Below are 25,413 nucleotides of genomic sequence, written 5' to 3' on the forward strand. Positions count from 1 at the left end.
TTATTTTTTGATTTTAGAAAAAACATAGAACATTTCTTCTGCAATTTGTAAGCTTCGCTTTGTATATACACCTGTTTGTTCAGGGGTGTTGTCTGAAACTTTTGGGTCTTCAAATGTGATAGGAATTCTTTTTTCTGCTCCGGGGATGAACGGACATCCGCCATCTGCCTGCGAACAGGTCATAATTGCTGCAAATCCGGAAACGGGATTGAAAGGACTGTCATATTTTTTTGAAAAACCTATAACGGGGAGGGTATTGTCATCATATTTTATGGCATATATGGGATTATCTGAAATTGCAATACTGAATACTGTAAAACCCTGCTCAGCTAAAGTTTCTGCTATCTTGGGGAATAATGCCGTTGTTTCCGTACCTCCGGAGTAGCTATGAACTCCCGGGATCGTAAAAAAAGCAGCCGCTGCCTGTGCCCAAACCTGCGTCAAATGACTACGGCGCGAATTGTGCGTGCAGATAAAATTCAGATTGACTTCCTTTCCCTCATTTACTTTTTGCTGAATGTAGCTAATCAATGGTTCCAGAATCTCTTTTCTGCTGGTCTCTATATTTTCCCATTGTAAAGATTGAACCGTGTTTAATAATTCTTGATACATCTATCTATTTTATAAGGTTTAATTAGCAGCAGCCTGAAGCCGGATTGCAAGCTGATGTTGGGTTTGCAGACAATTCAGAAAGATTTTTCTTTTGTTTTTCAGAAGGAATTCCGCATGCTTCCTGAGCAAGACAGGCTGTTGTTTTGTTTTTCAGGACAAAATTTTTACCGTTAAATTCCAGATCATATTTACCGATAGTTTCTCCCTGATATTCTACTTCAATTTCTGAATTTTCTATTCCCAGTTTTTCTTCAGAAAGTTGAATGATATGCAGCAGTTTTCCCGGTTTCAGACGGTGTTCATAATCATCAGCATCCCATAGCTGAAAGTTGACCGCCTTTTCATTTCGGATTACACCGCCACAATCTATGAAGTTTTTTGTAATCTGACCTACTTCTGTTACATGGAAATGCTCAGGTACAAAAGTGCCGTTTTCCAATTGAAATTCTACATTTTCCAGTGTCGGGAGGATTTTTTTGATTTCGGATAGTTTCATTAGATTAAAATTTATTAGTGCTATATTGCAATATTACGATTATGTTGTTCAAAAAAAATGCCTTAACAGCATTGTTTTATCGTAACATCCTGATTAAAAAACAGGTTGAATTCGTTTTGAAATTGTTTCCAGGTACTTTCATTAATACAGTAGCATACTGATTTTCCTTCAATTGAACCTTTGATGATTCCGATATTCTTCAGCTCTTTTAAATGTTGCGAGATAGTAGCCTGAGCCAAACCAAGCTCTTCAACCAAATCATTACAGATGCATGCCTTTTGATTAATAATATATTGTAAAATAGCTATTCTGGCAGGATGTCCCAAAACTTTAAGAAGGGAAGCTAATCTGTTTTGTTCGTCAGTATAGATTTCTGTTTTAGTAACTCCCATTATTTTTATTTTAATATTGCAATATTACGATATTAAAATATAATAAACATAAAAAACTTAATTAATTTTAGCAATTTATTTTTAAATAATTGATTTGTAATTATTTAAAGTTATTTGATAAGGTATAATGTCGAAAATAAAAAAGATGAAACAGAGATATGCTTCATCTTTTGATTTGTTTTATGGTAAACTAATCTTTTTGCCTTGTTCCGGGAAAATATAATTTACTTTTAAAGGATTGTTTTTCAAGAGTTCCTTTTTGATAAGTTCAGGGTTATCACCAGTTGGTTTTCTATGGGTAATTACAATACTGAGGCTTTCAAGGCTGCTTTGTCCTGTCTTTTCTTTCAGTTTGCTTAATTCTTCAATCAACAGATTAGGAGTAAGGTGGCCAAACAGCAGATGTTCAGGCTGGCTGTTTGGGAAAGAAACTTCTATTAATATGGTGTTCAGCTGTCTTTTTTTAACAAGAGGAGCGATAGTATTCCAAAGGAGATCAAGACGGTCGGACTTTTCGATGCGGTCAGCACCTGTATCGCCCAGATAAAGAAGATAATGATCATCTTTTCTTACCAGTGCAGCACTGCTTTTATAAGGATTTACATGGCTCAGTTCATAGCCTGTTATAAAAAACGGAGTTTTGGGAGCCGGGATTTCAGTTCCTTCCTGAAGTTCATTATAATGGTATTTTCCAAGGATAGGTTTTTGACCCTGATCGGCAAAATTAATCCAGGTATCCGTGATGAAATAGTGATTTTGTAAAATCTGAATCACCGGAGCTATAGCGAAAATATCCTTTTTAGAATCTGCCGGAGAATTGATGATAAGCCCTGATAAATGATCCAAATGACCATGGGATACAAAATATCCTTTTATCTGATCCTTGAGAACTGTTTCTGCAGATCCGTCAAGACTTTTCAGTTGAATAGCTTTTCGTATTCCTGCATTTACGGTACCGGCATCAAGGCAGAGAAATGCATTGTTTTTCGGAGCGCCTACCAGATAGGCTGATAAATTGTCTTCCTGCTCTCCACCATAAATCCCTAAGGGAATGACATCAAAATTTTGTGCATGGCAAATAATATTCAGAAGAAGAGCTAATAAAGAAACTGCTGTTTTTTTCATAATACTTACACTGGAAACCATCCTTTACTTGATGGACAGAGCAAATTTACGTTATTTTTTGGCGACTGCCTTTCAGTTGTATTAACAAATAGAGCATAATTCGGGTAAGTATTTTAAAATCTGACTAGATAATACTTTGTCTTATAAATGAATAAAGCCCGCCGAACAATCAGCAGACTTTTCTATTTGGAAAATTATTTTATTGCGGTTGCTGCTGCGTTACACAATGTACCATTCCGCCATTGGCAAATAAATTACGGCAGTCTATTCCAACAACCTGTTTACCGGGATACAGCTGTTGGATAATATTGTTGGCAACGGCATCATTCGGATCATTATAATTAGGGACCAATACGCGGTTGTTTGCGATGTAATAATTGATGTAAGAAGCACGGCCTACATTTTTTCCGTAAGTGGTTATCACATCATTTCTTGTTAACGGAACTTTTACAAACTGGTAAGGAGAACCATTTTTTGCAGTAGCATCATATAATTTATCAATGTCGCCGTCAGGAACCTGCCAGTAGTTAAGATCATCAGGATTCATTGTGATAATAGTAGATGAATTTGCAAATCGGGCAAAACCGTCAATATGCATATCGGTGATATCAAGACCCGCTTTTCCATTCAGCCAGATAAATTTAGTTACGCCTAGGTTTTTGGTAAAAATAGCTTCTGCCTGTTGTTGCGTCATCCCAGGATTTCTGTTGTTATTAAGGATGGAACTTTTACAGGCCATCAATACTCCGTTTCCGTCAATTTCTACACTTCCGCCTTCATTGATCATCACAGAATTGAGGTTGATTTTAGGTATATTGGTGTCTGTCGCTATTTTTGAAGGAATTGCATTACACCTGCTGTAATCGGCTTTGTTACCCCAGCCGTTAAATCCCCAGTCCTGAATGTATAGCTGGCCATTTTGATCCTTTACATAAATGGGGCCATTATCTCTTACCCAAAAATCATCTGTCTGATAAAGCTTGAAATTGATATTGGTAAGGGGAACTCCTGCATTGTTTAATAACCCTGTGATACGAGCTTTTTCTATACTGTCGTAAGCAATGATATGAACTTTTTCACTTTGTACAAGTTCTTTGGTCATTGCTACCCAGGTTGCATCCAATCGGTTACGGTAAGTCGTTCCATACTGATAATGGTGAGGCCATTGAAGCCATGTTCCTTCGTGTGGAGCTGATTCTTCAGGCATTTTGTAAGCAGCAGCACCGGGATTTGTTGTATCTGGAGGTTCTGGTAATTGTGTCTGAGAACAGGAAAGTAAAATAGCTGGTAATAACAGTGACATGATTTTCTTTTTTTGCATAATTGGTTGATTTTTTAACAGGGCAAAATTAGATCGATAAAAATGTGAAAACTTGTCCCAAATTGACAACTTACTTCAAAGGCAGTAAAATATAAGTTAACTGATTTTCCTGTTTATCTTCATTGTCAGCATGTCTTTCGTACTTTTCTATGATAGGAGCGTGTGAAAATTCAAGACCGGAATTAAAAATCCAGCGGGAATAGATTTTAGTATATGTTTCGTCTATTGTTTCATAGCTGCCTGTATGGGTAAAGCGGGCATATTTCCCTCCAAATATTGTTTTTGAAGGCAGTTTTTTGTTGATAGACTGTACAGAAGAACATGCATCATACCGGCAGTTGATTTCTGTTTTAATCAAGGGTTCGTCTGCTATTACGCCAAAATATTCTGTTCCGGAATCGGGAAACTTATTTTCCATAAATTTTTTCCACAGTACTTCAATTTCTTCGTTGTTATAATAGGTTTTAATACTCTGATAGTATACCTGCAATAATTTAAGATAGACAATCTCCGGCTCCAGCAGTTCATCAGATGTTATCGGAATGATCTCGTCTTCACATAAAAGTTTTTCCTTACTTAATCTTGCTGCTTTTGGAGAAATCCCGAAATGCTGTTTAAAAGCTTTGGAAAAAGAAGCGATATTGGAAAAACCTACTTCAATAGCAATAGAGGTGAGATTTTCCTGGGTATAAAGAATCCGTTTATAAGCATTTTCTACCTTTAATCTTTGCTGAAAAGCACCTATTGTTTCTCCGCAGCTGTACTTAAAAATACGCTGGATATTCCGGTAAGAATAATGTGAGATATCTTCCAGTTCCTTTACAGAAACAGGCCGGTCATAATTCTTTTCCATGAAATTGATAACTCTGTAAATAGAATTCAGGTTGTCTTCCATAAGCTTTGAAATTTTCAGAAATAAACAGCTGGAAATAATTTACAAATAAAAGAAATAAAAAAATGTCTTAGCAATATTGTATTTTAGCTTTCGGTAAAAATAAATTTCAGCATAAAAATTTTTGCCATTTTAAAAACCAAAAACCGACCAAAAAACTTGAAATAAACCATGGAAAAAGAATTATCACAATTAACAGATCATGAATTATTAGAAAAGAAAAAAGAAATCAAATCCAATAATATTCTCAATGCTGTGCTTCTGGGAGTAATGGTAGGTATTTCGATTTATAGCACTATAACTGGCGGCTTTGGATTTTTGACCGTTTTGCCATTATTTTTTGTAGGTTCTATTGCCAGCCGCTGGAATAAAAATAAGAAACAATTAGAAGAAGAATTAAACTCCAGAAATCTGAAATAAATGCAGGACTTTAACAGACAAACAGAAGAAGGGGCAGTAGCTTATTTCCGCGATTGTATAAAAAACGGAGATGTTGCAGGAGCATTAAGCTGTTTTCATCCTGAAGCAGTCTATATAGACAGAGAAGGGAAGGAGCTGAGAGGTCTTGAACAGATAGAATTGGCCATGAATGAAATCTGCAGGTTAAAGCTGGATATTCAGGGAGAAGTTTCCCATGTGACCGTTGTGAATGATCTTGCGATGTGGGTTGATCAGTGGGAAATGACAGGAATTGCTCCGAATGGACATTCTATACACATGACCGGTCATACTTCGTGCATTATGAAAAGAAATGAAAACGGGGAGTGGCTGTGGCTGGTTGACAATCCTTTTGGAGCTGCTATACTTAAAAATGATAATATGGTATAAAGTCTGATTTCTGACCCTTGGCAAGGTTTCAAACCTTGACAAGGGTTGGGACAAAGTCTTTCAGAAACAAAATAAAAAACCTTCAGAACTGTTCTGAAGGTTTTTATATTTAATCTATTGGATACTGATTTTTAATTGCGTAAAAACTGACCAATTCCAGGTGAATCAAAAGTAAAGGCATTTTGATTTTCAGACTTATCAATTTTATTGCTGATAGTCAATGCCCACAATACTAATTCTTTACAGAAATTCTGATCTTCCGGACTCAGTTCAGACGTATTTTCTTCCACCACGGCTGCCAGAGGAGCAATCTTATCGAGTTTAGCATAAAACTCTTCATCGGTATCATTATAATTAAGCTCCAGATGATTTTTATTGAACCATCTGATCAGGTCGGTATAAGGTGTTTTGATCCCTTCTTTTTCCAGTTTGGAGATACGCGGGAAGAGACTTTCAAATTGGGTCATCACCGCTTTGTCAATTAATATTTTGGCAACATAATCAGCGCCTTCCTGTTCTCCTTCGTAAACCAGTTCAATTTTTCCTGTGATGGATGGAATGATCGATATAAAATCAAGCAGACGGACAGTGGTTCGCTCAGCTCCGGATTCAATCAAACGTAATTTAGCGGCTGCAATTAAGTTTTCCATAGCGTTGATGGTCAGACGGGCACTCACACCACTTTTTGCATCTACATATTCACTGATACGTGCTGCAAAAGCGACTTCCTCTAAAAGATCTTTCGCCAGGTCAGGAATCTGTATCTGTGCTTTATCTTCAGCAGAAATCAATGCTTCCTGCTCTGTAATCTGGCGAGCAAGAGCAATTGTTTTTGGATAGTGGGTGAAAATCTGAGACCCTATTCTGTCTTTCAATGGCGTTACAATACTTCCTCTGTTGGTATAATCTTCCGGATTGGCTGTGAAAACAAACTGAATATCAAGAGGCATTCTCAGCTGGAAACCACGGATCTGAATATCACCTTCCTGCAAAATATTAAACAGGGAAACCTGGATGCGTGCCTGTAAATCCGGAAGTTCATTTAAAACAAAAATAGAACGGTTGGCACGTGGGATCATTCCGTAATGCAAAACACGTTCGTCGGAATATGGTAATTTTAAAGTAGCCGCTTTGATGGGGTCTATATCTCCAATTAAATCAGCCACATTCACATCCGGAGTTGCTAATTTTTCATAGAAACGATGGGAGCGGTGTACCCATGAAATCGGAGTTTCATCACCCAGTTCTGCAATGAGATCTTTGGCAAATTTTGAAATGGGCAGGAATGGGCTGTCATTGATCTCAGAGCCTTTTACAATAGGCATATACTCATCAAGCAGATTGACCATGCTTCTTGCGATTTTTGTTTTTGCCTGTCCGCGTAATCCCAATAAATTGATGTGGTGGCCGGCAAGAATGGCTTTTTTCAATTGGGGAACCACCGTGTCTTCATATCCCCAAAGTCCTTCAAATACAGGTTCTTTAGCTTTAATCCTGGTAATCAGGTTCGCCTGGATTTCCTCATTAATCGTTTTATGGGTATAACCGGAATCTTTTAATTCTTTGAATGTAATATCGTTTTTCATTTTCTTGTACTGCTAATTATCTGGTAAGATTTTTCTTGTAATGCTTTGATGAAGTCTGAAATCCGACCTCTATATTCTTCTTATTCTGTTTTTTTCGTAATCCTCGAAGATCATTTGTCCTAAACCTGATAGCCCTGTCAGAAATGCTTTTCCTTTGTTTTGAGCGGTAAACTCTTCTACAAACTGACGCAGATAGGGGTCCTGGGCAATCATAAAAGTAGTGATGGGGATTTTCAATTTTCTGGCCTGTGCTGCTCTGTTGAGACATTGGGTAACAATCTTTTCATCCAGACCAAAACTATTCATATAAAACTCACCGCTGGGCAGCTGAATGCAGCTCGGTTTTCCGTCGGTGATCATAAAAATCTGTTTGTTGGTATTTCTTTTTCTGCGGAGAATATCCATTGCCAGCTCCAGACCGGCTACAGTATTGGTATGGTAAGGCCCTACTTTTAAATAGGGAAGGTCTTTGATCTTGATGGGCCATGCTTCATTTCCAAAAACGATGATATCAATGGAATCTTTGGGGTATTTCCGTTTAATCAGTTCTACAAGTGCCATGGCAACCTTTTTCGCTGGTGTAATACGGTCCTCACCATATAAGATCATAGAGTGGCTGATGTCGATCATGAGGACGGTACTCATTTGTGCCTTATGTTTGGTTTCTTCTACAATGAGATCGTCTTCCGTAAGACGCAGGTCTGAAATTCCGTTATTGATCTGGGCATTTTTTAAGCTTTCAGTCATGTTTACAGCTGTTAGATCGTCTCCATATTGGAAGGAACGGTTTTCACCATCGCGCTCGTCACCAATTCCTGTTTTGCTGGTACGGTGATTTCCTGCTCCGTTTTTCTTCAGCTTTCCAAATATTTGATCTAAAGCATATTCACGAAGGGCAGCTTCCAGTTTTGGAGTTAATATATTTTTACCTTTTCCACTTCCGGTATTGCCTTCTTCAGGATTTTCCTCTTTGATATAACCTCTTTTTTTCAAATCTTCTTCAAAATCCTGAAGGGTGTATTCCTCGTCGAAAATGTCATATTCCTTATCTAGCATATCAAGCCATTCAAAGGCTTCCTCAAGATCTCCGGAGGTATGGGTGAGCAAATCTTTGAAAACATCAAAGACCCGGTCAAAATGTGATATTTCCTCCGGCACATGTTTACTGAATATAAAGCCTTTCTGAGGATTAAAATTTTTATCTGTCATAAGATGATGAAGCTGTTTTGCTGTTATTGGGTTTTGAATATTTCAGTTGATCATACAATGAAACTGCCTGAAGTATTCTGTATACCTTTACTTTGTTTCAAACTGAAAAGTTAGGAAAATATCACTTGAAGATTCCTCCAGAGAAATAGAAAAAACTAATGGTGGTGATATGGAATAAGAATATAATAACGTATTGTTGTAATAAAATCTAAAGTATTCTTTACCATAGATTGATATTAAAAAATGTACAAATAAAGATTTGTACATTTTAAATTATTGGAGAAAATTGATTTTTATGAATGGATGGCTATCATGGTGGCTGTCATTTTTGCAATGAGCTTTTCCTCTTTTTGATCATAGACGTAACCCTCACAAATGGTAAGTGTTCTTCCTGTCTGCAGAACTTTTCCAATGGCCACAAGTTTATCTGTATTGGCAGGTTTCATAAAATTAACTTTGAATTCTACTGTCAGTACATTGGAATTTTCGGGCATCGTTGTTAGAGCGGCATATCCGCAGGCACTGTCTACAATGGTTGTCAGAACGCCTGCATGAAAAAAACCGTTGTGCTGGGTCAGATGTTCAGAAAACTTGCAGGTAATTTTAGCCTGTCCTTGTTGTACTTCTTCTAATTGGGCACCAATTGTTTTCATGATCCCCTGTTTGTCAAAACTCTGTTTTATTCTATCGTACATAATGATTGGTTTTTATTCATGATATTTTAGTCCATCCAAAGCTTTATCTACCTTTTTATTTTCGCCATACATGATAATACCAACCAGATCCAGATTATCTGAAGTATGTTTTGCTATTTCAAGAACATTTTCTTCACCAGATCTTGTATCAAAGAGCTGTCGGGTATAAATTCCAATGGCCAGCTCACGGTCTCTTGAGCGGTGGAATGCCCTTTGAAGCTTTTCTGTACTGTCTGCTTTATAGACAAGGGTAGGATGCTTTATAAAAGGCAGAAATTCCTCATGGTCAGCTGTCACGAATTTATCACCGTGGGTTTCCGGAAATTCGATTGCAATACTTCCGGCCAAAAAAGAAACAACATTAAGTTTTTGCCATGGTAACAGGTCGTCTTTGATAACGATGGCTACTTTTTTATCATACATATTTTAATTGTTTACATTTAATTCCATTTGAATATTACAGCGCTGATAGGGAGTTGACCGTCCGGTTACTTTCTGGAAACCCAGTTTGTAATACAGATTAATGGCGGGTTTCAGTAGGGTATTACTTTCAAGATATATTTTTGATGCTCCGGAATCTTTTGCTTTGCTGATGATTGCCTGTCCCAGCAGCCAGCCTATATTTTTTCCCTGTGCCTTTGGGGAAACGGCCATTTTTGCCAGTTCAAAATCATAATCAGGATCATCCATTTTGATAAGAGCGCAGACCCCAAGCGGTTCATCATTATAGAGTGCGACAAGAATCTTTCCTCCTTTATTTAAAATGTATTCTTCAGGATTATCCAATGCCTTATAATCGGCATCTTCCATTACAAAATAAGTAGAGATCCACTCTTCATTAAGTGCTTTGAATGCAGATTGGTATTTCGGATCATAATCAACGATCTTTACATTTTTACTTTCGCGAGCCTTTTTCTGTTCTTTTACTCTGGAAAGCAAGGATTTCTGTTCAAAAAGGTGCTCCCATTCTGCAAGGGCTTCCCAGAGATTATGTGTAGCTTCTTCAATAATCCGGTCAATAGCAAGATCTATATCTGCACATTGTATTGTTACCATTTTCTCTGCGAGTTGTTTACCTTCCGCAGTTAAGCCTACGATATTTCTTCTCTTATCACTTGATTTAAGGTTATCCTCAACCAATCCTGCCTTCAGCATTTCCTTGATAATTTTTGTTACTGAAGGTTGAGAGTGTCCAATTTGTTCGGCAATCTCAGTAATGGTTTGATTGCTTTCTTCATGCAATACAAAAAATACAGGAAACCATTTGGGCGAAAAGTTTTCTACATTATACAACTCATAAATTTTAGTGGCATCTTCGGTCACTTTTGCTGTCAGCAAACGGAGCCTGCTGCCTAACGCCATTTTACCTGTTCTGTTGAATAAGTCCATATTTCAATATTTTTTTATTAATAACTCTCAGTTTTGGCAGGGAAATTCATTGTTTTTACATCATCTATATAATGCTGTGCAGCTTCTGTCATTACGGTATACAGGTCTGCATAACGCCTTAAAAATTTGGGTGAAAAATCTTTGTTCATTCCCATTACATCCTGTATAACCAATACCTGTCCGTCTGTGCCTACACCCGCACCGATTCCTATTGTTGGGATAGATATTTGTTGAGAAATTTGAGTAGCAAGATCAGCAGGTATTTTTTCAAGCAGTATTCCAAATGCTCCTAATTCTTCCATTAAATGGCAATCTTCTATCAGTTTTTTTGCTTCGTCTTCATCTTTTCCTCTTACAGCATACGTTCCATATTTATTGATAGATTGAGGCATTAACCCTAAATGAGCCATTACAGGAATACCGGCATCAATTATTTTTTTTACATCCTCCCTGATTTCTGCTCCACCTTCAATCTTAATAGCATTTGCATCAGTTTCCTGCATCATGCGGATAGCTGCATCAAGAGATTTCAAGGGATTTCCAGATACGGTTCCAAATGGCATATCAGCGATCACCAACGCTCTTTTGCTACCATTCACTACTGATTTTGTATAATAGATCATTTGGTCTAAGGTGATGCTTAATGTCGTTGGATTTCCGATCATTGTATTGGATGCACTATCTCCCACAATGATTACATCAATTCCTGCTTCATCAATGATCTTCGCAGTAGTATAATCATAAGCCGTCAAAACACTTATTTTTTCGCCTTTCTCCTTCATTTTTTTTAATTGAAGCGTGGTAATCTTTTTCTTATCTTCTTTTTTATGAACTGACATTTTTATGTTTTTTTGTTTTACACTAAGTTCCTGTACTTTATATAAGCATTATAAAATAACTAATTATATAACCAGTTATACAAATGTAATGAATTAATAATTACCAAGATGAATGTATTGAATTAAAATTATTAATTGTATTTAAAATAATGTCATAAAAGATCCCACAGAAGATTGTCTGAGCAATAATTTACTGTAAATACAGGAATAATAAAGCTCCGAAATAATCCGGAGCTTTATTGATACACATCATCTTACTTATTATTATATATTCAAGATTACCATCCTAAATAATATTCACGATCCAGCCAGTACGGCCAGTCTAATTTAAAATGGGTCTGAAGCATTTTTTCCGCTTCACAGAAGGCGCCTTCCACCCAGCCTTGCTGATCAGAATAGGCTTCCCCGATAATGTGGATTTGCTCATCCACCAGTGGTTTTCTCATATAAGGCATGACATCTTTCACTGAGAAACCTGCTTTCCAGGCATGATATCCTGCGCCATAAGGATCGTCTGTCCAGTCTCTGAAATAGGTTACATAAGGTTGTGGAATATCTATACCATGTAATTCTTTCAATTGGTTTATCAATTCGTTGACCATGAACTCAGTGGCCTGAACATCATCAAATTTGTGTAATTCTTCCATGGATGTAGACTTGTTCGCTCTTACTTTGAAAAGAACTTTGTCATCAGAAAGCGCTTTCCAGAAAGTTTCCGTTTCCATATCACCGTAACTTCCCAGCAGCATTGAATTATTATTCTCAGCATCAGTACCGAAATAGTAGCATTGTCTCATAGGTAAGTCCGTAATAGAATGCCCGGAATAAATATCAAGATCTCTCCACCAAGGACGGTCAAAGCCCATCAGGATTTTAAATGCAGGCTCCATAATAATAGAACGGATATTTTCATTCAGTTTCTGATGTCTGCTAGCATCGAAAAAGAAATTATTCTGATCCAGAAGTTCAAGAGATTTTCTTGGCATACCCAATACTATGGAATTGGCATATACTTTCCACGTTGTATTGCTTTGTATATTCAGGAAAGTAAGTTCATATTTATGAGTATGGATCAAATGGTGGTCTTTGGTGAAGGTAATCAGTTTATTTTCAGACCAGATACGAGCTCCTTCATGTTCCATGTAAGTGTTGGCTATTGCATAAGCAATGCTGTCATATCCCTCTTCGATGGTTTTGTAAGTAGTATCGGCAGAAAAATCTCCTACCATATACGGAAATGCCTCAGCAGAATTCCAGTTGATGGTATTGGAATAATATCCTCCGGCATTGGCCAAAAACTCATAACCTTCCTGAGAAACCTGGTCCTTGATTAAATTCCAGAAACCGATATCATTTACCAGACGTTTATCATAAGGGGAACCCGGGAAATTGTAAACCATTCTTGGTTTGATGGTATCCCAGTCTCTGCTGGTCAGTTTGAAAGAGTAATCATAACCATTAGGATCTGCAATGATCAGTTCTTTATAGTTTTCTGCGACCCATGCATCTGACATTAAAACATTGTAAATGATTTTATTAAATAGCTGGTCAGAGCTGAAGCCTTCATCCCCTTCATTCAGATAATAACGGGTAATCAGTTTGTTATCGTGTTTCTGTTCTTCTGTCCATGCATTTTGTTTGAAACGTTCTTTTCTGATGTACATCAGAAGTTTTTCCGGTTCACCCATAGGGAACTCAACAGGGGTCATCTTATCTTTTAATACAGGTGTTCTTTTGTTTGGATCCTCTTTCAATGGATAACCCTCTATCAATGTGGTTACAATTTCCTGAGAAGTCAGGTAACGCATTCCTCCAAGCTCACCCCAGAAATTCATTCCCGGCATGACTACGGATTCCAGTCTTCCGCCCAATCTGTTACTCATATCGAAGACCTGTACTTCGTGAGCCTTATACTTATTATCGGTTACCAAACGGAAAGCTGTATAGAGTCCGGAAGTTCCGGCACCAATAATGGCTACTTCTACTTTCAGATCGGGCTGCATTCCCGGATACAGCGGTGTATTTTTATTTACGTTTTTTTGATTCATGGTTTTATAATTTTTTAAAGTGCTAAGAAATATTTATATCCTAATCGGAATGGAGTAATGTCAAAATTGGTATGTCCGTCTAATGCAAGATCAGACATGATTTTACCTAAGAAAGGGGTGAATTTTGCGGCCCATCCTGTGGCATAAATCACAATGTTTTTATGATTGGGGACATAAGAAGGAGCAAAATCAATCAGTAATTCTTTATTGGGAATTGTGCTCAAAGCGATAAGACATGTTGAAGTATATTCCGGTTCAATATTCAGACCCGTCATATGGTTTTGTATCCATTGGGAAGTATAGGCGAGTTCCTTCGGGTTCGGAATCAATGTTCTGTCATTGGGTTCCTCCAAAGGCTCGATGACAAAATCCGGTGCTACGCGGATATATTCCGGATGGTCCCATTCAACAGAAGGAAAACCGTAAAACTGATTGCCGTTATCTCCCGTTGCATTCTGGAACACAAACCAGGTTGGGTATTGTATTGCAGGATCAGTCTTTTTGAAATAAGCAGAAGACATATTCCAGTAGGTAGCTTCTATTTTAAAATCAAGTAGGTTGATAACACTGTTTATATATGGTCCGGGAATAATGGCCAGTTTTTTGGCGATATAAATTCCGTTGGGAGTGGTAAGCTCAAAAAGTTCACCATTTTGTTTGATCTCAAGCACAGGAGAATCTTCTCTGAGCTCTACGGTTTCTTCTTTCTGGCAAAGACTTAGAAGCGTTTCAATAGTTGCTTTAAAATTAATGCTGGCCCCATCAGGCTGAAACAGTCCTACATAATTGTCCGGCAGGTTTTTGAAATGATACTGCTCTTCAATTTGCTTTGAAGTTAAGTTTGTATAGGAAACACCTAAAGCTTCTAAAGCTTTCTCTGCTTCAGCAATATTTCCTTCGGTAGAATGTACTTCAGGATCTCCAAACCAGAGGGTACCTACTTTATCGAGCAATTGGGTATCAGTCTTTTTTTGAAACTCATCCCAATAAGGTTGGGAATCCAAAGCCATTTGTACCATATATTCATCCGGATAGGGAATCCGGAACTGACGGGATACCCCCGCAGAGCTGCCCAGCTGATTCACAAAGGTGTATTGTTCCAATACCAACGTCTTGGCCTGGCGCTGGCCGAGATGGTAGGCCGTTGCAAGGCCTATTGCTCCTCCGCCAATGACAATTACGTCGTAGTTTTCTGTAATCATAGGTTATTGTTTTTATTTTTTATAATCGTATTGAAGAGATACAGAAAAGTAAAGACATCAAAATGAAGGAATGTACCACCACTACTGATCTTCAATAATCTCTGTGTCCCATCTGCTGAGATAGATTAAGTATAGAGACGAATCTGCCGGTACATGTGCATATTCTGGTTTTCCATTGAATATTGTCACTATTAATAAGCATTTCAAAGTAACAAAGAAGAGAATATATGTTCTTAGAGTGTAAATGACCAATTGTGGTATCTAGTAGAAATACTTAATGGTATACAAACGTGTTCAGCAATGGAGCCCTGATCTTTCAAAATGACTGAAATAATGATTGGGTATCTATTGTTTTTTCACACGTTATTGATTATTTGTTATTCGCTAGATACAATAAAATAGGCAGATACAGAATATTTTACTGAGCCCTAATTTTTTGCAATTGATATAAAAAAATGGTTTTACGTAAATAAAACTGAATATTTATATGGCGTTTTGATATAGAAAAAAATTAAATTCTGTGGGTTTTGTCAAATATTCATTATTATAAGAAGACAAAAATTAATTTAACTTTGCAAGTTAGATGATATACGGCTATTACGAAATTGTTGAAAATAATGGTATATTGTTGAAGGCTAATATCTCATGGACTTATATAGTCAGGAAATTAATTTAACTGATAAAGAAATATGAAATATAAATTCTTAAATTTTAAATTGAGAAAACTCGTTCATTACTCATTGATCCTCTGTATTTTATTGATACAGGTCATCATCGCCATATTTTTTTATAACGAATTTGTCAACGGGAAGAAGCTGAAATTTATTAAAGATCAGCTTGAGGAAAGCCGTGCATTGGGTGGACTGACAGATAATTCGAGGAAAGATTTTCTGGATGCCCAGGAACATCTTCAGAAATATATGGCTACTCAGAATAATAAAGAACTGCAGTTATATTTTCAGTCGTTGAGAAAACTTAAAATCAATTTCGATAAGATTGGTGAATATGAAAATACAAGTCCGAGGTTGAAAAAAAATCTGGCAGTTCACAGGCAGGACACCCTGAAAATGGCGAAACTGAAAACATTGATAGACTCAGTATACCAGACTTCTCTTAATCCACCGTCAAAAATTGAGGATAAGCAGTATGAACCTACCAAATATAAAAATGATTTTGAAGATTTCAAGATTCAAACCCGCACCTATGCAGACACTGTTAAAAAGAAAGGTTTTTTTGGCCGTTTAAAAGATGCTGTAACAGGGAAAGTGGATGTTCAGAAAGAAAGTACGGTGATCACAATGACCAACAACAAAACGCTGGATCTTTCTCAGGTTAAATCTAAAATGGACAACACAATAAAGTCTATGGATAAGCATTATGCTGCTGAAGTAAAGAAAGTACAGATGCTTGCTGCCCAAAAACAGAAGAGCAACCTACAGTTTTACAGCAATTTCAGTAAACTGCTGGTGTATAGTAACGGCTTAATAGAAGTGTACGAAAATGCTATCAAAGATTTTAAAACTGAACTGGAAAAAGAATATAACGAGCAGAGTTCTAATAATAACAGGATTAGAACGTATCTGGTATTGGGATTGATGATTCTTATGTTTATTGTATCCATTCTGATCATGTATTTTACAAGAATGGCATTTATTTATGAACAAAAACTGGATGCCGCTAATAAAGAGATTAAAAAGAACCTTAATTTTAAAAACAGAATTCTGGGAATGTTGAGCCACGATCTCAGATCTCCGTTAAAAATCATCAATATTTTTATAGATAAGATTCACAGAACTACAGAGGATGAAACAATAAAGGATTATCTTAAATCTATCAAGTTTACCAACAGTACTCTGCTTCTGCAATCTAACCAGATTCTGGAATACACAAAAAATGAGAATGCTGAAAAAGAACTTATAAAATCAGTTTTCAATCTTAAAGATGAGATCAGTTCTATTGTGAAGGTAATTACTCCTTATCTGGAAACCAGAAATAACAGGTTTGTGGTAACAGACAGAATTCCTGAAGAGCTGGTGGTATATTCTGATAATATAAGAATCAACCAGATTTTTATGAATATTCTGGGGAATGCCAATAAGTTTACAGAAAACGGACAGATTGATCTCGTGATGGCTACAGAATCTATAGGAGAAAACCAAATTTCCTTAATTACCACGGTAGGAGATACCGGAGTGGGGATATCAGAATCTGATTTGGGTAAAATTTTCGATCCTTACTATCAGGGAATGGTATCTGATGAGGTAGATAATCTGGGAGCAGGACTTGGTCTTAACCTGGTAAAGGAAATCGTAGAGCTTTTCGATGGTGATATATCGGTGGAAAGTAAACTGCACAAAGGAACGAAAGTGACATTCAGGATCAACTTAAATAGTAATAATAATGGAAACATCAATTCAAAATAAAGAGATTATTTTCCTGCTGGCAGACGATCACAGCATTGTGCGCCAGGGAATGGAAATTGTTATCAGTGATATTGTTCCCAACGCTAAAGTGTTTCAGACATCATCCTTACATCAGGTATTGGAGCTGATAGAATCAAAAGGGGTTGAGATGGCCATCATTGACGCACATTTCCCGGACGGAAACAGTCTGCATATTCTGCCTCAGATGAAAAGTGTAAATCCTGATCTTAAAGTTTTAATTTTTACAGGACTTGAAGAGGAACTGCATGGCCTTAAATTTATCAAAGCGGGCGCTAACGGCTACCTGAGCAAAATGAGTGAAGAGGAAGAGGTAAGGGAAGCTATCACAACTTTTATAGAGAAGGGAGAGTATTTTTCTGGTCTTTTAAGGAATCTATTGGTGCAGCTTGTTTACAATCCGGATCTGATAAGCCCTCTCAACAGTCTGACCAAACGGGAACTGCAGATTGCAGAACTTTATGCCGAAGGATATGGAAACCTGGAAATTTCAAACAGCTTGAATATCAAACAGAATACAGTAAGCACAATCAAAAAAAATATCTTTGAAAAACTGAAGATAGAGAACATGGTTGAGCTGGTGGATCTCATTAAAACACATCATAAACTATAGCAGTCTTTAGGATATTTTTCACTTCTTATTGTCAGAGAATTTAATTTTATCGATAAATATCTATAAGAGGGTCGAGATGTATCGATGGGGTTTATAGAGGATTTTATTTTGTAATGTTGTTCCTTTGTACTGTGAGATTTAAGTAATGAAAAGAGTAAATCAAAAATGCTTATTCAAATTTTAAATTTCATACAAAAAACAACAAATGATTATAACTATATAATTAATAAATGATAGTTATAAAGACACAAATGATGAAATTAATAAAACACTGATGAAATTAATTGAGTGATGAATAACCTTAATTGGGCTTCTTAAAAGGCCAAATGAAAAAAACACAAATACATATAAAGAGGTTCAGTTGACGGTTACAATTACAAAACAAAAAGGAGGCGCACAGCCTTCTTTTTTGTTTTTTATCATTTGATAAGCAGATGCTGTCATGTATATCTTAGTTTTGTATTCAAAAAGATGACAGGAGAAAAAGATTTGGCTGTTCTGCTTCAGAACATGGAACCGGTATTAAATGCCGGAGAATATGTATTTTGTACTGTTGAAAACCTGAGTGAGATACCGGATATAGACAAGGTTTTGTTTTTCTTTCGGGAAACTGAAGCGGTTACTGTTGTTTTGAAAAAAGAGACGGCAAATGAATGGAGTATGATCTACAGTTATATTGCTTCATGGATTACTCTGAATATTCATTCTTCCCTGGAAGCTGTAGGGCTCACTGCGGCCTTTGCAAATGCCCTGAAACAGGAAAATATCAGTTGTAATGTAGTTGCTGCTTATTTTCATGATCATATTTTTATTGCAAAAGAAGATGCTGAAAAAGCAATGAAAGCTCTTCATGCATTGAAAATGGTTTAAGAAGTTTCAAAAAATGATCTTACACTTTTCACTTATCATTTTCACCTTCAAAAATGTCTAATCGAATTCCTAAAATGCCCTGTTGAGAAAGCTTTTGAGTGTTCTGCCTGTTTTTGTGTTTTATGTTTGCACCATAATCAAACAAAAATAAACTACAATGAAAGCAATCAGAAAAATCTCAGCCGTTAGCCTATTATGCTTAACTCTTTTTACCGTAGTGACAGTTTCCTGCACTGAAGAAAATGAGCCTCCCACGGTACAGGAGGTACAAAACAGAAACCACCAAACTGCCAAAACCCAATTCATAAACGTTAAAGGAAATGCCATTGCATACCGTATTTTAGGAAAAGAAGATGGAATTCCATTGGTGCTTCTGCCGGGATTGGGTGGGGCAATGGACGATTGGGATCCTGCCGTGACGGATGGACTGGCAAAGAAATACAAAGTAATTATCTTCGACAATAAAGGAGTTGCTTCTTCAAAGGGAATTACTCCCAATACCGTTCAGGCAATGGCTGATGATGCTGTCGATTTTATCAATGCATTGAACCTGAACAAAGTGAATATCATGGGATTTTCCATGGATGGGTTTATTGCTCAGAGAATCGTACTGACCCATCCTTCACTGATTAATAAAGTGATTTTAACCGGAACAGGTCCGCAGGGGGCAATCGGGTTGTCTAATCTACCTAATATTATTGCAGGAACAGCCGGATTAAGCCCGGAAGCTTCCTATCTAAAATTTGGATTTACAGAATCGGCTCAAAGTATTGCAGAAGGAAAAGCATCTTTTGCAAGAGTTCAGCTTCGTACTACAGACAGAGACCTTCCGTTAAATGATGCTGCTTCTAACTCGCAATTTACTGCCGTATTGGCCTGGGCTCAACCTAACGCTGATGCTCTTACAGAAATACAAAAGATCAAGAACCCAGTACTGATTGTTCATGGTGAAAATGACCTTCCGGTGTCTGTTCAGAATGCTAAAAATATGGCGCAGAATTTAGATCAGGCAGAATTGGTGATTTTCCCGGATTCAGGACATGCTTCTTTCTATCAATACCATGATACTTTTGTAGGGAAAGCAATTGAGTTCCTCGGGAAATAGATTTTAATTATAACAAAAAGAGACTGTCTCAAAAGTGTCATTCTGAATGAAATGAAATGGAGTGAAGAATCTAATATGTTCGGTTACTAATAAGATTCTTCCTTCGTCAGAATGACAAAAGTCAATTTATTTGACCTTTGAGGCAGCCTCTTTTTATTTTTTATTGAAGGGGTGGCTTAGCTGAATTTTTGCACAGCTTCCACAGTTACCGGAGTAAAAAAGTTAATCAGATTTCCATCCGGATCACAGAACAAAAGTGATCTGTTTCCCCAAGGCATTGTTGTAGGTTTCTGGATAATTTCGGAGGCTAAACTTTTAATTCTTTCATATTCTTCATCTACATTTTTAACCATAAATTCAATAATGGTTGATTTTGTTCCCGCAAATTGGGTAAGACCTTCTGAAAACATTTGCATCGTCCGGATACTTCCGATTGCAATGGTTATGGAATCTGCAGAGAGTTCTGCAAAATCTTCAGTATAGCATCTGGCTGTTGCTCCCATGATTTGTTCGTAAAATTCTACTGCCGCTTTGATGTCTTTGCTGATGAGTCTTAATGAGGTAAGTTTCATAAGGTATTTTTTGTTTAAACTAATTTTAAACAAAGGTAACAGGTAGTTATGACAACAGTTTGTCAGTAGAAAATTAAAGCTTTTAAACTAAATTATTTACTAATAAAAATTAGCAATATGAATTAACTGCTTAAAGTTGATAATCTGTATTTTACGACCTTCAGATCTGATGAGTTTTTCCTGTTTAAAATCATTAATAATCCGGGCTAAGGTTTCTCTGGCTGTTCCTACCATATTTGCCAGATCTATGCGGGAAAGGGAAATGAATACTTCCTGATCAGGTTCATTATTTGATTTGTACTTATCATGAAGAATAAGCAAACTCAAAGCAGCTCGTTCCCTGACCGTACGATGAGATAAAACGGCAATAAGATTGGCCATGACACTGAATTCGTGGCTTAAAGATTTCAGCAGCAGTCTTGAAAGTACTGATGACTGGCCTAGGATATCCAGAAAACTGTCTTTTGAAATGAATGAGATAACAGAACTTTCCAATGTAGAGGTAGTGTCTCCATAAGATTCATTGCTCAGAATAGCAGAATATCCGAAAAATTCACCAGAACTGTAAATGTAAATGATCTGTTCCCTTCCATCATTATCAACCTTGTATTTCTTTATTTTCCCTTCATTGAGGTAGTAAACGCCATTAGGTTTTGTCCCGTCAGTAAATATAGGCTCATTTTTACGGTAGTTCCTGGTTTTCATTGCTCCTGTAAGCAGATTTTTATCATATTCAGGGAGCTCATCAAAAAGATACTGATTATTAAAAATAAATTTTGAGATCATAATTTTTCTATACGGACTATTGAATAAACGCTAGGTTTTTTTAACTTAAATCACATTTTAAACTGATACAGATCACCAAGTTTTTTTCCTAAACGAATTACTTTTACAAAAGTAATAAAATTGATTCTGAATTAAAAAACAGAACATTTCAGAGCGTTGCAGAGAAGCTGTTTTACTTTCTGTAAAAGCCTCTAATTTATTATTAAGAATACAAAAAAGAGTACAGCAGATATAAAGAACACTGGATAAATACTTAAGCGGACATGTTTTTCACAGTTTGACACTGACATTTCTAAATTTATTTTTTACTTATTTATTTTATCCAGCTGTTTTTTGACAATAATACACAGCTCTTACAGAGATTTAAAATGTTCAGACACAAAGGGAAAAACAGAACCTATTTTCACAATCTTAAGCTGGCATCAGCACTTTCATTCGTTGCCGGAATAGTAAATATTGTAGGTGTTTTGTCTGTTAAAGTGCTGACAACCAATATAACAGGACACTTTGCTTTCTTTTCTGAAGAGATACTTCTAGATCATTACAACGAAGCACTTACTTACTTTCTGTTTATTATCTGTTTTCTGAGCGGAGCTTTTTGTTCAAGCTTTCTGGTTGAATTCTCGTCAGGGCACAGAACAGTTCGTCCGCATCTCATCCCTTTAATAACCGAAATTTTGATATTAGGATGTGTAGGAATGTCAGATTATAAGGAATTAAAAATCTCGTTATCTTCTTATATCACTGCAGGTCTTTTACTTTTTGCAATGGGAGTTCAGAACTCATTGGTTACAAGAGTATCACAGTCTGTAGTAAGAACAACTCATCTTACAGGGTTGTTTACAGATCTTGGAATAGAACTTTCAAAACTGTTTTTTAAGGAGAGAAAAAATGAACAGAGACAGCTTAAAAAGAATATTACCCTTAAACTGGTTATCATTGCATGCTTTTTTTCAGGATGTATTATTGGCGGCTATAGTTATAATATGATTCAATTAAAAACACTGATTATAACTGCGGGATTATTGTTCTTCGTTATCCGATATGATAAGCTTATGTATAGGTATTATGCCTTGAAAAGAAAGTTGAGATAAGACAAATAAAAAAGGATATTCCGTTGATTGGAATATCCTTTTTAAATTTATGGAGTTACAGGCTGGATTACAAAAGTCTCTGTATCTGTTGTATGGGCAGAAAAATAACCCAAAGCTCCATTATTGATATTACTTGGTGGATTGGCTGGAGTAGCACCTCCGCCATTGCCTCCGGAAATCTGAAGCAGAGCACTATAGTAAGTGAATATATTGTTATCTATAGACTGCATCTCTACATGGATTTTATCTCCCACAATCACTTCATGATCTCTACCTTTGTTATCGTCATTAGGCAGAATCAGTGGCTGTTGGTTCAGCATTCCGTTATTTACATTGTCTGAAAAGGTATTCATATATTTTTTAGGAAGATCATTGATCGTAAAACTAAAAAGATAACGATTCCCAAGCGGCATCGGATCGGTAAAGATCGGTAAAAGGGTATAAGTGGTTTTGTCACCAAATTTAAATGAACTCTGTTCAAGCCCGTCAAAATCAACAATTTCAGGCATACTGCTCTGAGCGGTATACTGTTTTCCTTCCGCCTGTATTTTCAGAGTATAGGTTCTTCCGGGCTGCCCCACAAAAGTAGTTGTCTGATACATTCCGTTTCCTGTGTACTGAAGGGTTTCGGTTTGGCCGGTATCATCACTTAAAATAACCTGAGCTCCGGTTACAGCCGGATACTGATTAGGCTCTGAGAAACTAACTGATTTTGTGATTTTTACGGTATAAGGCCCCGGTTGGTTGGTTACATTTCCTTCGATGACAATATTTCCGCCCTGATCATTCAGATCCAGATCGATCTCTTTTTCACAAGAGGTTAATGCAAAGAGAGATAATATGATATAAAAAGTATTTTTCATGATTTAAAATTTGAAATTATAAGTGATGTTGGGTACCCAGCGGAACAAAGAAGTCTGCATTGCACGTGTAGTTCCGGGATGGTCAGGATTGTCTTCAAAATTGATTGTGTAGGCATTTTCTCTACCATACAAATTATAAATACCGAAGGTCCATGAACCGCGGAATCGCTTATTGGAAGTTGGCTCATAAGTTGCGCTCAGATCCATTCTGTGATAGGCAGGCATCCTGTCAGCATTTCTGTTGCTGTACTGGAATATTGTTTGACCATTCAGCTCATATTTTCCGGTAGGGAAGGTAACGGCATTTCCTGTGCTGTAAACAAACAATCCTGAAAAGCTCCATTTCGGATTAAGCTGGTAGGTGGCAACGATGGATAGATCGTGTGTTTTATCCATTCTGGCGTTGTACCATTCATTATTATTAATTCCGTCGATCTTTCTTTCCGTTTTAGAAAGGGTATAGGAAATCCATCCTGTAAGTTTTCCGCTTTTCTTTTTGGCAATAAGTTCCAGCCCGTAAGCTCTTCCTTTTCCGAACAACAGTTCACTTTCTACATCAGATCCGGCATCAAATCCAATCTGAGCCCCGTTTTTGAAGTCGATTTGATTTTTCATGGATTTATAGTAAACTTCAGCATTCAATTCATAATTATTATTGTTGAAATTTCTGCTGTAGCCCACACTGATCTGATCTGCAATTTCAGGTTTTACCGTATAGCTGCTTCCTATCCACTGGTCAGTAGGATTTCCACTGTTGCTGTTGCTTAAAAGGTGAAGATTTTGTGTGTTGCGGGAATAACCTCCTTTCACACTGCTTACTTCATTGATGCGGTAGTTTGCACTGATTCGCGGTTCAGGATTCACATACGTTTTTCCGAATTTTCCTTTCTCCAGGAATTTACTGTCGGTAAGGACTCCGTTTTCATACGTATTGAATGTATCTCCTCCCAATACACTGAATATTGCAAGTCTTACTCCGTAATTAACGGTTAACTTTTCCGTTGCTTTAAAATCATCATTGATGTAAACCGCGTTCTCCCATGAATATCTCGGATTTCTTGGAAAGCTGCTCACCGTAGTACCGGAAGCACTGCTTGGAGTAAGCGTATGATAAATAGACTGAAGGCCGAAACGTACAGAATGCTTGTTCCCGGCAAACCAGGTGAAGTCCTGCTTAAGATTCCAGTCACGTATTTTTGAATTTAAATCAAATACAGTATCATCATTTTTCAGACTGATTTTATAGTCATAATTACTGTAGATAAAAGATGTATTGGAGAATAGCTTGCTGCTGATAATGCTGTTCCATCTTAAAGTTGCCGTTGTATTTCCCCAGTCTGTATTGAAAGTATCTCCCAATCCCAAAACATCTCTTCCGAAATATCCTGAAAGGTAAATACGGTTATTTTCGTTGATCTGATAATTGGCTTTCAGGTTGAGATCATAGAAGTATAACTTGTTGTCTTTATAATCTTTGTTGGTTTTAAGAAACAAATCGGCATATGTTCTTCTTCCCGAAACAATGAATGATGATTTTTCCTTCTGAATTGGTCCTTCTACACTCAGCCTGCTGCTGATCAGACCGATTCCTCCATTCAGGTTATAGTCTTTATTATTTCCGTCTTTCATTTTTACATCCAGAACAGAAGAAAGTCGGCCTCCATATTGGGCAGGGCTGTTTCCTTTGATGATGCTGGCATCTTTCAGGGCATCACTGTTGAATGTACTGAAAAAACCAAGAAGGTGAGACGCATTATAAACCGGAGCTTCATCCAGCAGGATCAGGTTTTGATCGGTAGCACCGCCTCTTACGCTGAATCCGCTGCTTCCTTCACCGTTACTTTTGATACCTGGTAAAAGCTGTATGGTTTTCATCACATCCTTTTCCCCAAAAAGGACAGGGAGCTTTTCTATACTTTTTATATTTAACGTTTCTGCTCCCATTTGAGCGGAGGTTAAATTTTTATCCTTTTTAACAGCAGTTACAACTACTTCGTCAATGGCCTTTGTGGTCTCTTCCTGAGGCAGAAGAGGAAGGTCAAGTTTTATATTCTGATCTACTTTGATCTGCTGTTCAAAATCTTTATATCCCGGATTGGAAATAATGATGGTATAAGTACCTGCAGGCAGTGATAGAGAGTAAAATCCATACTCATTGGCTGCAACATTGATGGTAGGATCTTCACTTACTTTTACCGATACTCCGATTAACAGCTCACCGTTTTTTTTGTCTTTCACAGTTCCACTTACAGAATAGGTTTGTTGGGCTATTGCCAGGGTACTGAAACAGAGCGCTGCGGTGGCAGCGGTAATTTTTAAAAAGGATGTTTGCATTAGTTTATTTTAAAGTAGTAGATCTCTTGTATAGGAATTAATGTTTTGTTGATGTACGATTAGTTGGATGAACAGGGAATTTGTTACATGTAACAAATTAA

25 protein-coding genes are annotated in these 25,413 nt (G+C 36.9%); 7 read left to right on the forward strand and 18 right to left on the reverse strand.

Going from position 1 to position 25,413, the window contains the following annotated elements; translation table 11 throughout:
• From CHRYMOREF3P_RS23170 to CHRYMOREF3P_RS23195, 6 genes are all read right to left on the reverse strand, one after another.
• Window positions 1-612, reverse strand: coding sequence for a protein-tyrosine-phosphatase (locus CHRYMOREF3P_RS23170; protein ID WP_077414808.1), 612 nt, complete (start codon window positions 610-612; stop codon window positions 1-3).
• Window positions 613-634: 22 nt separating this feature from the next.
• Window positions 635-1,108 (reverse strand): DUF6428 family protein, encoded by a 474-nt coding sequence (locus CHRYMOREF3P_RS23175; protein ID WP_077414806.1) that lies wholly within the window; start codon window positions 1,106-1,108, stop codon window positions 635-637.
• Between the two features lie 62 nt (window positions 1,109-1,170).
• On the reverse strand, window positions 1,171-1,500 hold the full coding sequence (locus CHRYMOREF3P_RS23180) for an ArsR/SmtB family transcription factor (protein ID WP_047384082.1): 330 nt from the start codon (window positions 1,498-1,500) through the stop codon (window positions 1,171-1,173).
• A gap of 180 nt (window positions 1,501-1,680) precedes the next feature.
• Window positions 1,681-2,625, reverse strand: coding sequence for an MBL fold metallo-hydrolase (locus CHRYMOREF3P_RS23185; RefSeq protein WP_077415862.1), 945 nt, complete (start codon window positions 2,623-2,625; stop codon window positions 1,681-1,683).
• A 199-nt stretch (window positions 2,626-2,824) separates the two neighbouring features.
• Window positions 2,825-3,946, reverse strand: a complete 1,122-nt coding sequence (locus tag CHRYMOREF3P_RS23190) for an agmatine/peptidylarginine deiminase (protein ID WP_077414804.1) — start codon at window positions 3,944-3,946, stop codon at window positions 2,825-2,827.
• A 70-nt stretch (window positions 3,947-4,016) separates the two neighbouring features.
• Window positions 4,017-4,841: a GyrI-like domain-containing protein gene (locus CHRYMOREF3P_RS23195; protein WP_139348480.1), complete on the reverse strand. Its 825-nt coding sequence runs from the start codon at window positions 4,839-4,841 to the stop codon at window positions 4,017-4,019.
• A gap of 168 nt (window positions 4,842-5,009) precedes the next feature.
• On the opposite strand from CHRYMOREF3P_RS23195, the gene CHRYMOREF3P_RS23200 reads away from it, so the two are divergent.
• Both CHRYMOREF3P_RS23200 and CHRYMOREF3P_RS23205 read left to right on the forward strand, forming a co-directional pair.
• Window positions 5,010-5,258, forward strand: coding sequence for a hypothetical protein (locus CHRYMOREF3P_RS23200; protein WP_077414800.1), 249 nt, complete (start codon window positions 5,010-5,012; stop codon window positions 5,256-5,258).
• The gene (locus CHRYMOREF3P_RS23205) at window positions 5,259-5,666 is read left to right on the forward strand and encodes a YybH family protein (RefSeq protein WP_180565617.1); all 408 of its coding nucleotides are present in this window, start codon (window positions 5,259-5,261) and stop codon (window positions 5,664-5,666) included.
• A gap of 131 nt (window positions 5,667-5,797) precedes the next feature.
• Here CHRYMOREF3P_RS23205 and CHRYMOREF3P_RS23210 read toward each other — a convergent pair whose 3' ends face one another.
• The 8 genes from CHRYMOREF3P_RS23210 to CHRYMOREF3P_RS23245 all read right to left on the reverse strand — a co-directional run bounded on the left by CHRYMOREF3P_RS23210 (window position 5,798) and on the right by CHRYMOREF3P_RS23245 (window position 14,634).
• Window positions 5,798-7,252, reverse strand: coding sequence for a sigma 54-interacting transcriptional regulator (locus CHRYMOREF3P_RS23210; RefSeq protein ID WP_180565618.1), 1,455 nt, complete (start codon window positions 7,250-7,252; stop codon window positions 5,798-5,800).
• A gap of 69 nt (window positions 7,253-7,321) precedes the next feature.
• Window positions 7,322-8,461: a vWA domain-containing protein gene (locus CHRYMOREF3P_RS23215; protein ID WP_180565619.1), complete on the reverse strand. Its 1,140-nt coding sequence runs from the start codon at window positions 8,459-8,461 to the stop codon at window positions 7,322-7,324.
• A gap of 293 nt (window positions 8,462-8,754) precedes the next feature.
• Window positions 8,755-9,156, reverse strand: a complete 402-nt coding sequence (locus CHRYMOREF3P_RS23220) for a PaaI family thioesterase (RefSeq protein WP_077414792.1) — start codon at window positions 9,154-9,156, stop codon at window positions 8,755-8,757.
• 12 nt (window positions 9,157-9,168) lie between these two features.
• The gene (locus tag CHRYMOREF3P_RS23225) at window positions 9,169-9,579 is read right to left on the reverse strand and encodes a DUF2000 domain-containing protein (protein WP_077414790.1); all 411 of its coding nucleotides are present in this window, start codon (window positions 9,577-9,579) and stop codon (window positions 9,169-9,171) included.
• Window positions 9,580-9,582: 3 nt separating this feature from the next.
• On the reverse strand, window positions 9,583-10,545 hold the full coding sequence (locus CHRYMOREF3P_RS23230) for a helix-turn-helix domain-containing GNAT family N-acetyltransferase (protein WP_077414788.1): 963 nt from the start codon (window positions 10,543-10,545) through the stop codon (window positions 9,583-9,585).
• A gap of 17 nt (window positions 10,546-10,562) precedes the next feature.
• Window positions 10,563-11,384, reverse strand: a complete 822-nt coding sequence (gene panB, locus CHRYMOREF3P_RS23235; RefSeq protein ID WP_180565620.1) for a 3-methyl-2-oxobutanoate hydroxymethyltransferase — start codon at window positions 11,382-11,384, stop codon at window positions 10,563-10,565.
• Window positions 11,385-11,662: 278 nt separating this feature from the next.
• Window positions 11,663-13,432 carry a flavin monoamine oxidase family protein gene (locus CHRYMOREF3P_RS23240; protein ID WP_180565621.1) on the reverse strand — a complete coding sequence of 590 codons (1,770 nt, stop codon included), beginning with the start codon at window positions 13,430-13,432 and terminating at the stop codon, window positions 11,663-11,665.
• A 14-nt stretch (window positions 13,433-13,446) separates the two neighbouring features.
• The gene (locus tag CHRYMOREF3P_RS23245) at window positions 13,447-14,634 is read right to left on the reverse strand and encodes an FAD-dependent oxidoreductase (RefSeq protein ID WP_180565622.1); all 1,188 of its coding nucleotides are present in this window, start codon (window positions 14,632-14,634) and stop codon (window positions 13,447-13,449) included.
• A gap of 716 nt (window positions 14,635-15,350) precedes the next feature.
• On the opposite strand from CHRYMOREF3P_RS23245, the gene CHRYMOREF3P_RS23250 reads away from it, so the two are divergent.
• The 4 genes from CHRYMOREF3P_RS23250 to CHRYMOREF3P_RS23265 all read left to right on the forward strand — a co-directional run bounded on the left by CHRYMOREF3P_RS23250 (window position 15,351) and on the right by CHRYMOREF3P_RS23265 (window position 19,663).
• Window positions 15,351-17,057, forward strand: coding sequence for a sensor histidine kinase (locus CHRYMOREF3P_RS23250; RefSeq protein ID WP_232539088.1), 1,707 nt, complete (start codon window positions 15,351-15,353; stop codon window positions 17,055-17,057).
• Complete coding sequence (locus tag CHRYMOREF3P_RS23255) at window positions 17,035-17,688, forward strand: response regulator transcription factor (protein WP_175627210.1); 654 nt, start codon at window positions 17,035-17,037, stop codon at window positions 17,686-17,688. Before CHRYMOREF3P_RS23250 ends, CHRYMOREF3P_RS23255 begins: the two co-directional genes overlap by 23 nt.
• A 471-nt stretch (window positions 17,689-18,159) precedes the next feature.
• Window positions 18,160-18,558, forward strand: coding sequence for an ACT domain-containing protein (locus CHRYMOREF3P_RS23260; protein ID WP_077414778.1), 399 nt, complete (start codon window positions 18,160-18,162; stop codon window positions 18,556-18,558).
• A 157-nt stretch (window positions 18,559-18,715) separates the two neighbouring features.
• Window positions 18,716-19,663, forward strand: coding sequence for an alpha/beta fold hydrolase (locus CHRYMOREF3P_RS23265; RefSeq protein WP_180565624.1), 948 nt, complete (start codon window positions 18,716-18,718; stop codon window positions 19,661-19,663).
• A gap of 176 nt (window positions 19,664-19,839) precedes the next feature.
• On the opposite strand, the gene CHRYMOREF3P_RS23270 is transcribed toward CHRYMOREF3P_RS23265, so the two are convergent.
• Together CHRYMOREF3P_RS23270 and CHRYMOREF3P_RS23275 are read right to left on the reverse strand one after the other, a co-directional pair.
• Complete coding sequence (locus CHRYMOREF3P_RS23270) at window positions 19,840-20,235, reverse strand: VOC family protein (RefSeq protein WP_180565625.1); 396 nt, start codon at window positions 20,233-20,235, stop codon at window positions 19,840-19,842.
• 99 nt (window positions 20,236-20,334) lie between these two features.
• Window positions 20,335-21,021, reverse strand: a complete 687-nt coding sequence (locus CHRYMOREF3P_RS23275; RefSeq protein WP_180565626.1) for a Crp/Fnr family transcriptional regulator — start codon at window positions 21,019-21,021, stop codon at window positions 20,335-20,337.
• A 368-nt stretch (window positions 21,022-21,389) separates the two neighbouring features.
• Here CHRYMOREF3P_RS23275 and CHRYMOREF3P_RS23280 point away from each other — a divergent pair, with 368 nt between their 5' ends.
• Window positions 21,390-22,115, forward strand: a complete 726-nt coding sequence (locus tag CHRYMOREF3P_RS23280) for a YoaK family protein (protein ID WP_180565627.1) — start codon at window positions 21,390-21,392, stop codon at window positions 22,113-22,115.
• A gap of 47 nt (window positions 22,116-22,162) precedes the next feature.
• Here the strand turns inward: CHRYMOREF3P_RS23280 and CHRYMOREF3P_RS23285 are convergent, their stop codons facing one another.
• Together CHRYMOREF3P_RS23285 and CHRYMOREF3P_RS23290 are read right to left on the reverse strand one after the other, a co-directional pair.
• Window positions 22,163-22,978 (reverse strand): DUF4249 domain-containing protein, encoded by an 816-nt coding sequence (locus CHRYMOREF3P_RS23285; protein ID WP_180565628.1) that lies wholly within the window; start codon window positions 22,976-22,978, stop codon window positions 22,163-22,165.
• A gap of 3 nt (window positions 22,979-22,981) precedes the next feature.
• Complete coding sequence (locus CHRYMOREF3P_RS23290) at window positions 22,982-25,312, reverse strand: TonB-dependent receptor (RefSeq protein WP_077414766.1); 2,331 nt, start codon at window positions 25,310-25,312, stop codon at window positions 22,982-22,984.
• Window positions 25,313-25,413: the final 101 nt, after the last annotated feature.

The organism is Chryseobacterium sp. JV274, from assembly GCF_903969135.1.
Lineage (GTDB): Bacteria > Bacteroidota > Bacteroidia > Flavobacteriales > Weeksellaceae > Chryseobacterium.

Coding starts and splice junctions, on each gene's coding strand:
- CHRYMOREF3P_RS23225 (WP_077414790.1), bottom strand. CDS start 9,579: ATGTATGATAAAAAAGTAGCCATCGTTATCAAAGACGACCTGTTACCA.
- CHRYMOREF3P_RS23280 (WP_180565627.1), top strand. CDS start 21,390: ATGTTCAGACACAAAGGGAAAAACAGAACCTATTTTCACAATCTTAAG.
- CHRYMOREF3P_RS23270 (WP_180565625.1), bottom strand. CDS start 20,235: ATGAAACTTACCTCATTAAGACTCATCAGCAAAGACATCAAAGCGGCA.
- CHRYMOREF3P_RS23255 (WP_175627210.1), top strand. CDS start 17,035: ATGGAAACATCAATTCAAAATAAAGAGATTATTTTCCTGCTGGCAGAC.
- CHRYMOREF3P_RS23210 (WP_180565618.1), bottom strand. CDS start 7,252: ATGAAAAACGATATTACATTCAAAGAATTAAAAGATTCCGGTTATACC.
- CHRYMOREF3P_RS23190 (WP_077414804.1), bottom strand. CDS start 3,946: ATGCAAAAAAAGAAAATCATGTCACTGTTATTACCAGCTATTTTACTT.
- CHRYMOREF3P_RS23195 (WP_139348480.1), bottom strand. CDS start 4,841: ATGGAAGACAACCTGAATTCTATTTACAGAGTTATCAATTTCATGGAA.
- CHRYMOREF3P_RS23240 (WP_180565621.1), bottom strand. CDS start 13,432: ATGAATCAAAAAAACGTAAATAAAAATACACCGCTGTATCCGGGAATG.
- CHRYMOREF3P_RS23275 (WP_180565626.1), bottom strand. CDS start 21,021: ATGATCTCAAAATTTATTTTTAATAATCAGTATCTTTTTGATGAGCTC.
- CHRYMOREF3P_RS23205 (WP_180565617.1), top strand. CDS start 5,259: ATGCAGGACTTTAACAGACAAACAGAAGAAGGGGCAGTAGCTTATTTC.
- CHRYMOREF3P_RS23220 (WP_077414792.1), bottom strand. CDS start 9,156: ATGTACGATAGAATAAAACAGAGTTTTGACAAACAGGGGATCATGAAA.
- CHRYMOREF3P_RS23260 (WP_077414778.1), top strand. CDS start 18,160: ATGACAGGAGAAAAAGATTTGGCTGTTCTGCTTCAGAACATGGAACCG.
- CHRYMOREF3P_RS23215 (WP_180565619.1), bottom strand. CDS start 8,461: ATGACAGATAAAAATTTTAATCCTCAGAAAGGCTTTATATTCAGTAAA.
- panB (WP_180565620.1), bottom strand. CDS start 11,384: ATGTCAGTTCATAAAAAAGAAGATAAGAAAAAGATTACCACGCTTCAA.
- CHRYMOREF3P_RS23185 (WP_077415862.1), bottom strand. CDS start 2,625: ATGAAAAAAACAGCAGTTTCTTTATTAGCTCTTCTTCTGAATATTATT.
- CHRYMOREF3P_RS23180 (WP_047384082.1), bottom strand. CDS start 1,500: ATGGGAGTTACTAAAACAGAAATCTATACTGACGAACAAAACAGATTA.
- CHRYMOREF3P_RS23245 (WP_180565622.1), bottom strand. CDS start 14,634: ATGATTACAGAAAACTACGACGTAATTGTCATTGGCGGAGGAGCAATA.
- CHRYMOREF3P_RS23285 (WP_180565628.1), bottom strand. CDS start 22,978: ATGAAAAATACTTTTTATATCATATTATCTCTCTTTGCATTAACCTCT.
- CHRYMOREF3P_RS23230 (WP_077414788.1), bottom strand. CDS start 10,545: ATGGACTTATTCAACAGAACAGGTAAAATGGCGTTAGGCAGCAGGCTC.
- CHRYMOREF3P_RS23290 (WP_077414766.1), bottom strand. CDS start 25,312: ATGCAAACATCCTTTTTAAAAATTACCGCTGCCACCGCAGCGCTCTGT.
- CHRYMOREF3P_RS23200 (WP_077414800.1), top strand. CDS start 5,010: ATGGAAAAAGAATTATCACAATTAACAGATCATGAATTATTAGAAAAG.
- CHRYMOREF3P_RS23170 (WP_077414808.1), bottom strand. CDS start 612: ATGTATCAAGAATTATTAAACACGGTTCAATCTTTACAATGGGAAAAT.
- CHRYMOREF3P_RS23265 (WP_180565624.1), top strand. CDS start 18,716: ATGAAAGCAATCAGAAAAATCTCAGCCGTTAGCCTATTATGCTTAACT.
- CHRYMOREF3P_RS23175 (WP_077414806.1), bottom strand. CDS start 1,108: ATGAAACTATCCGAAATCAAAAAAATCCTCCCGACACTGGAAAATGTA.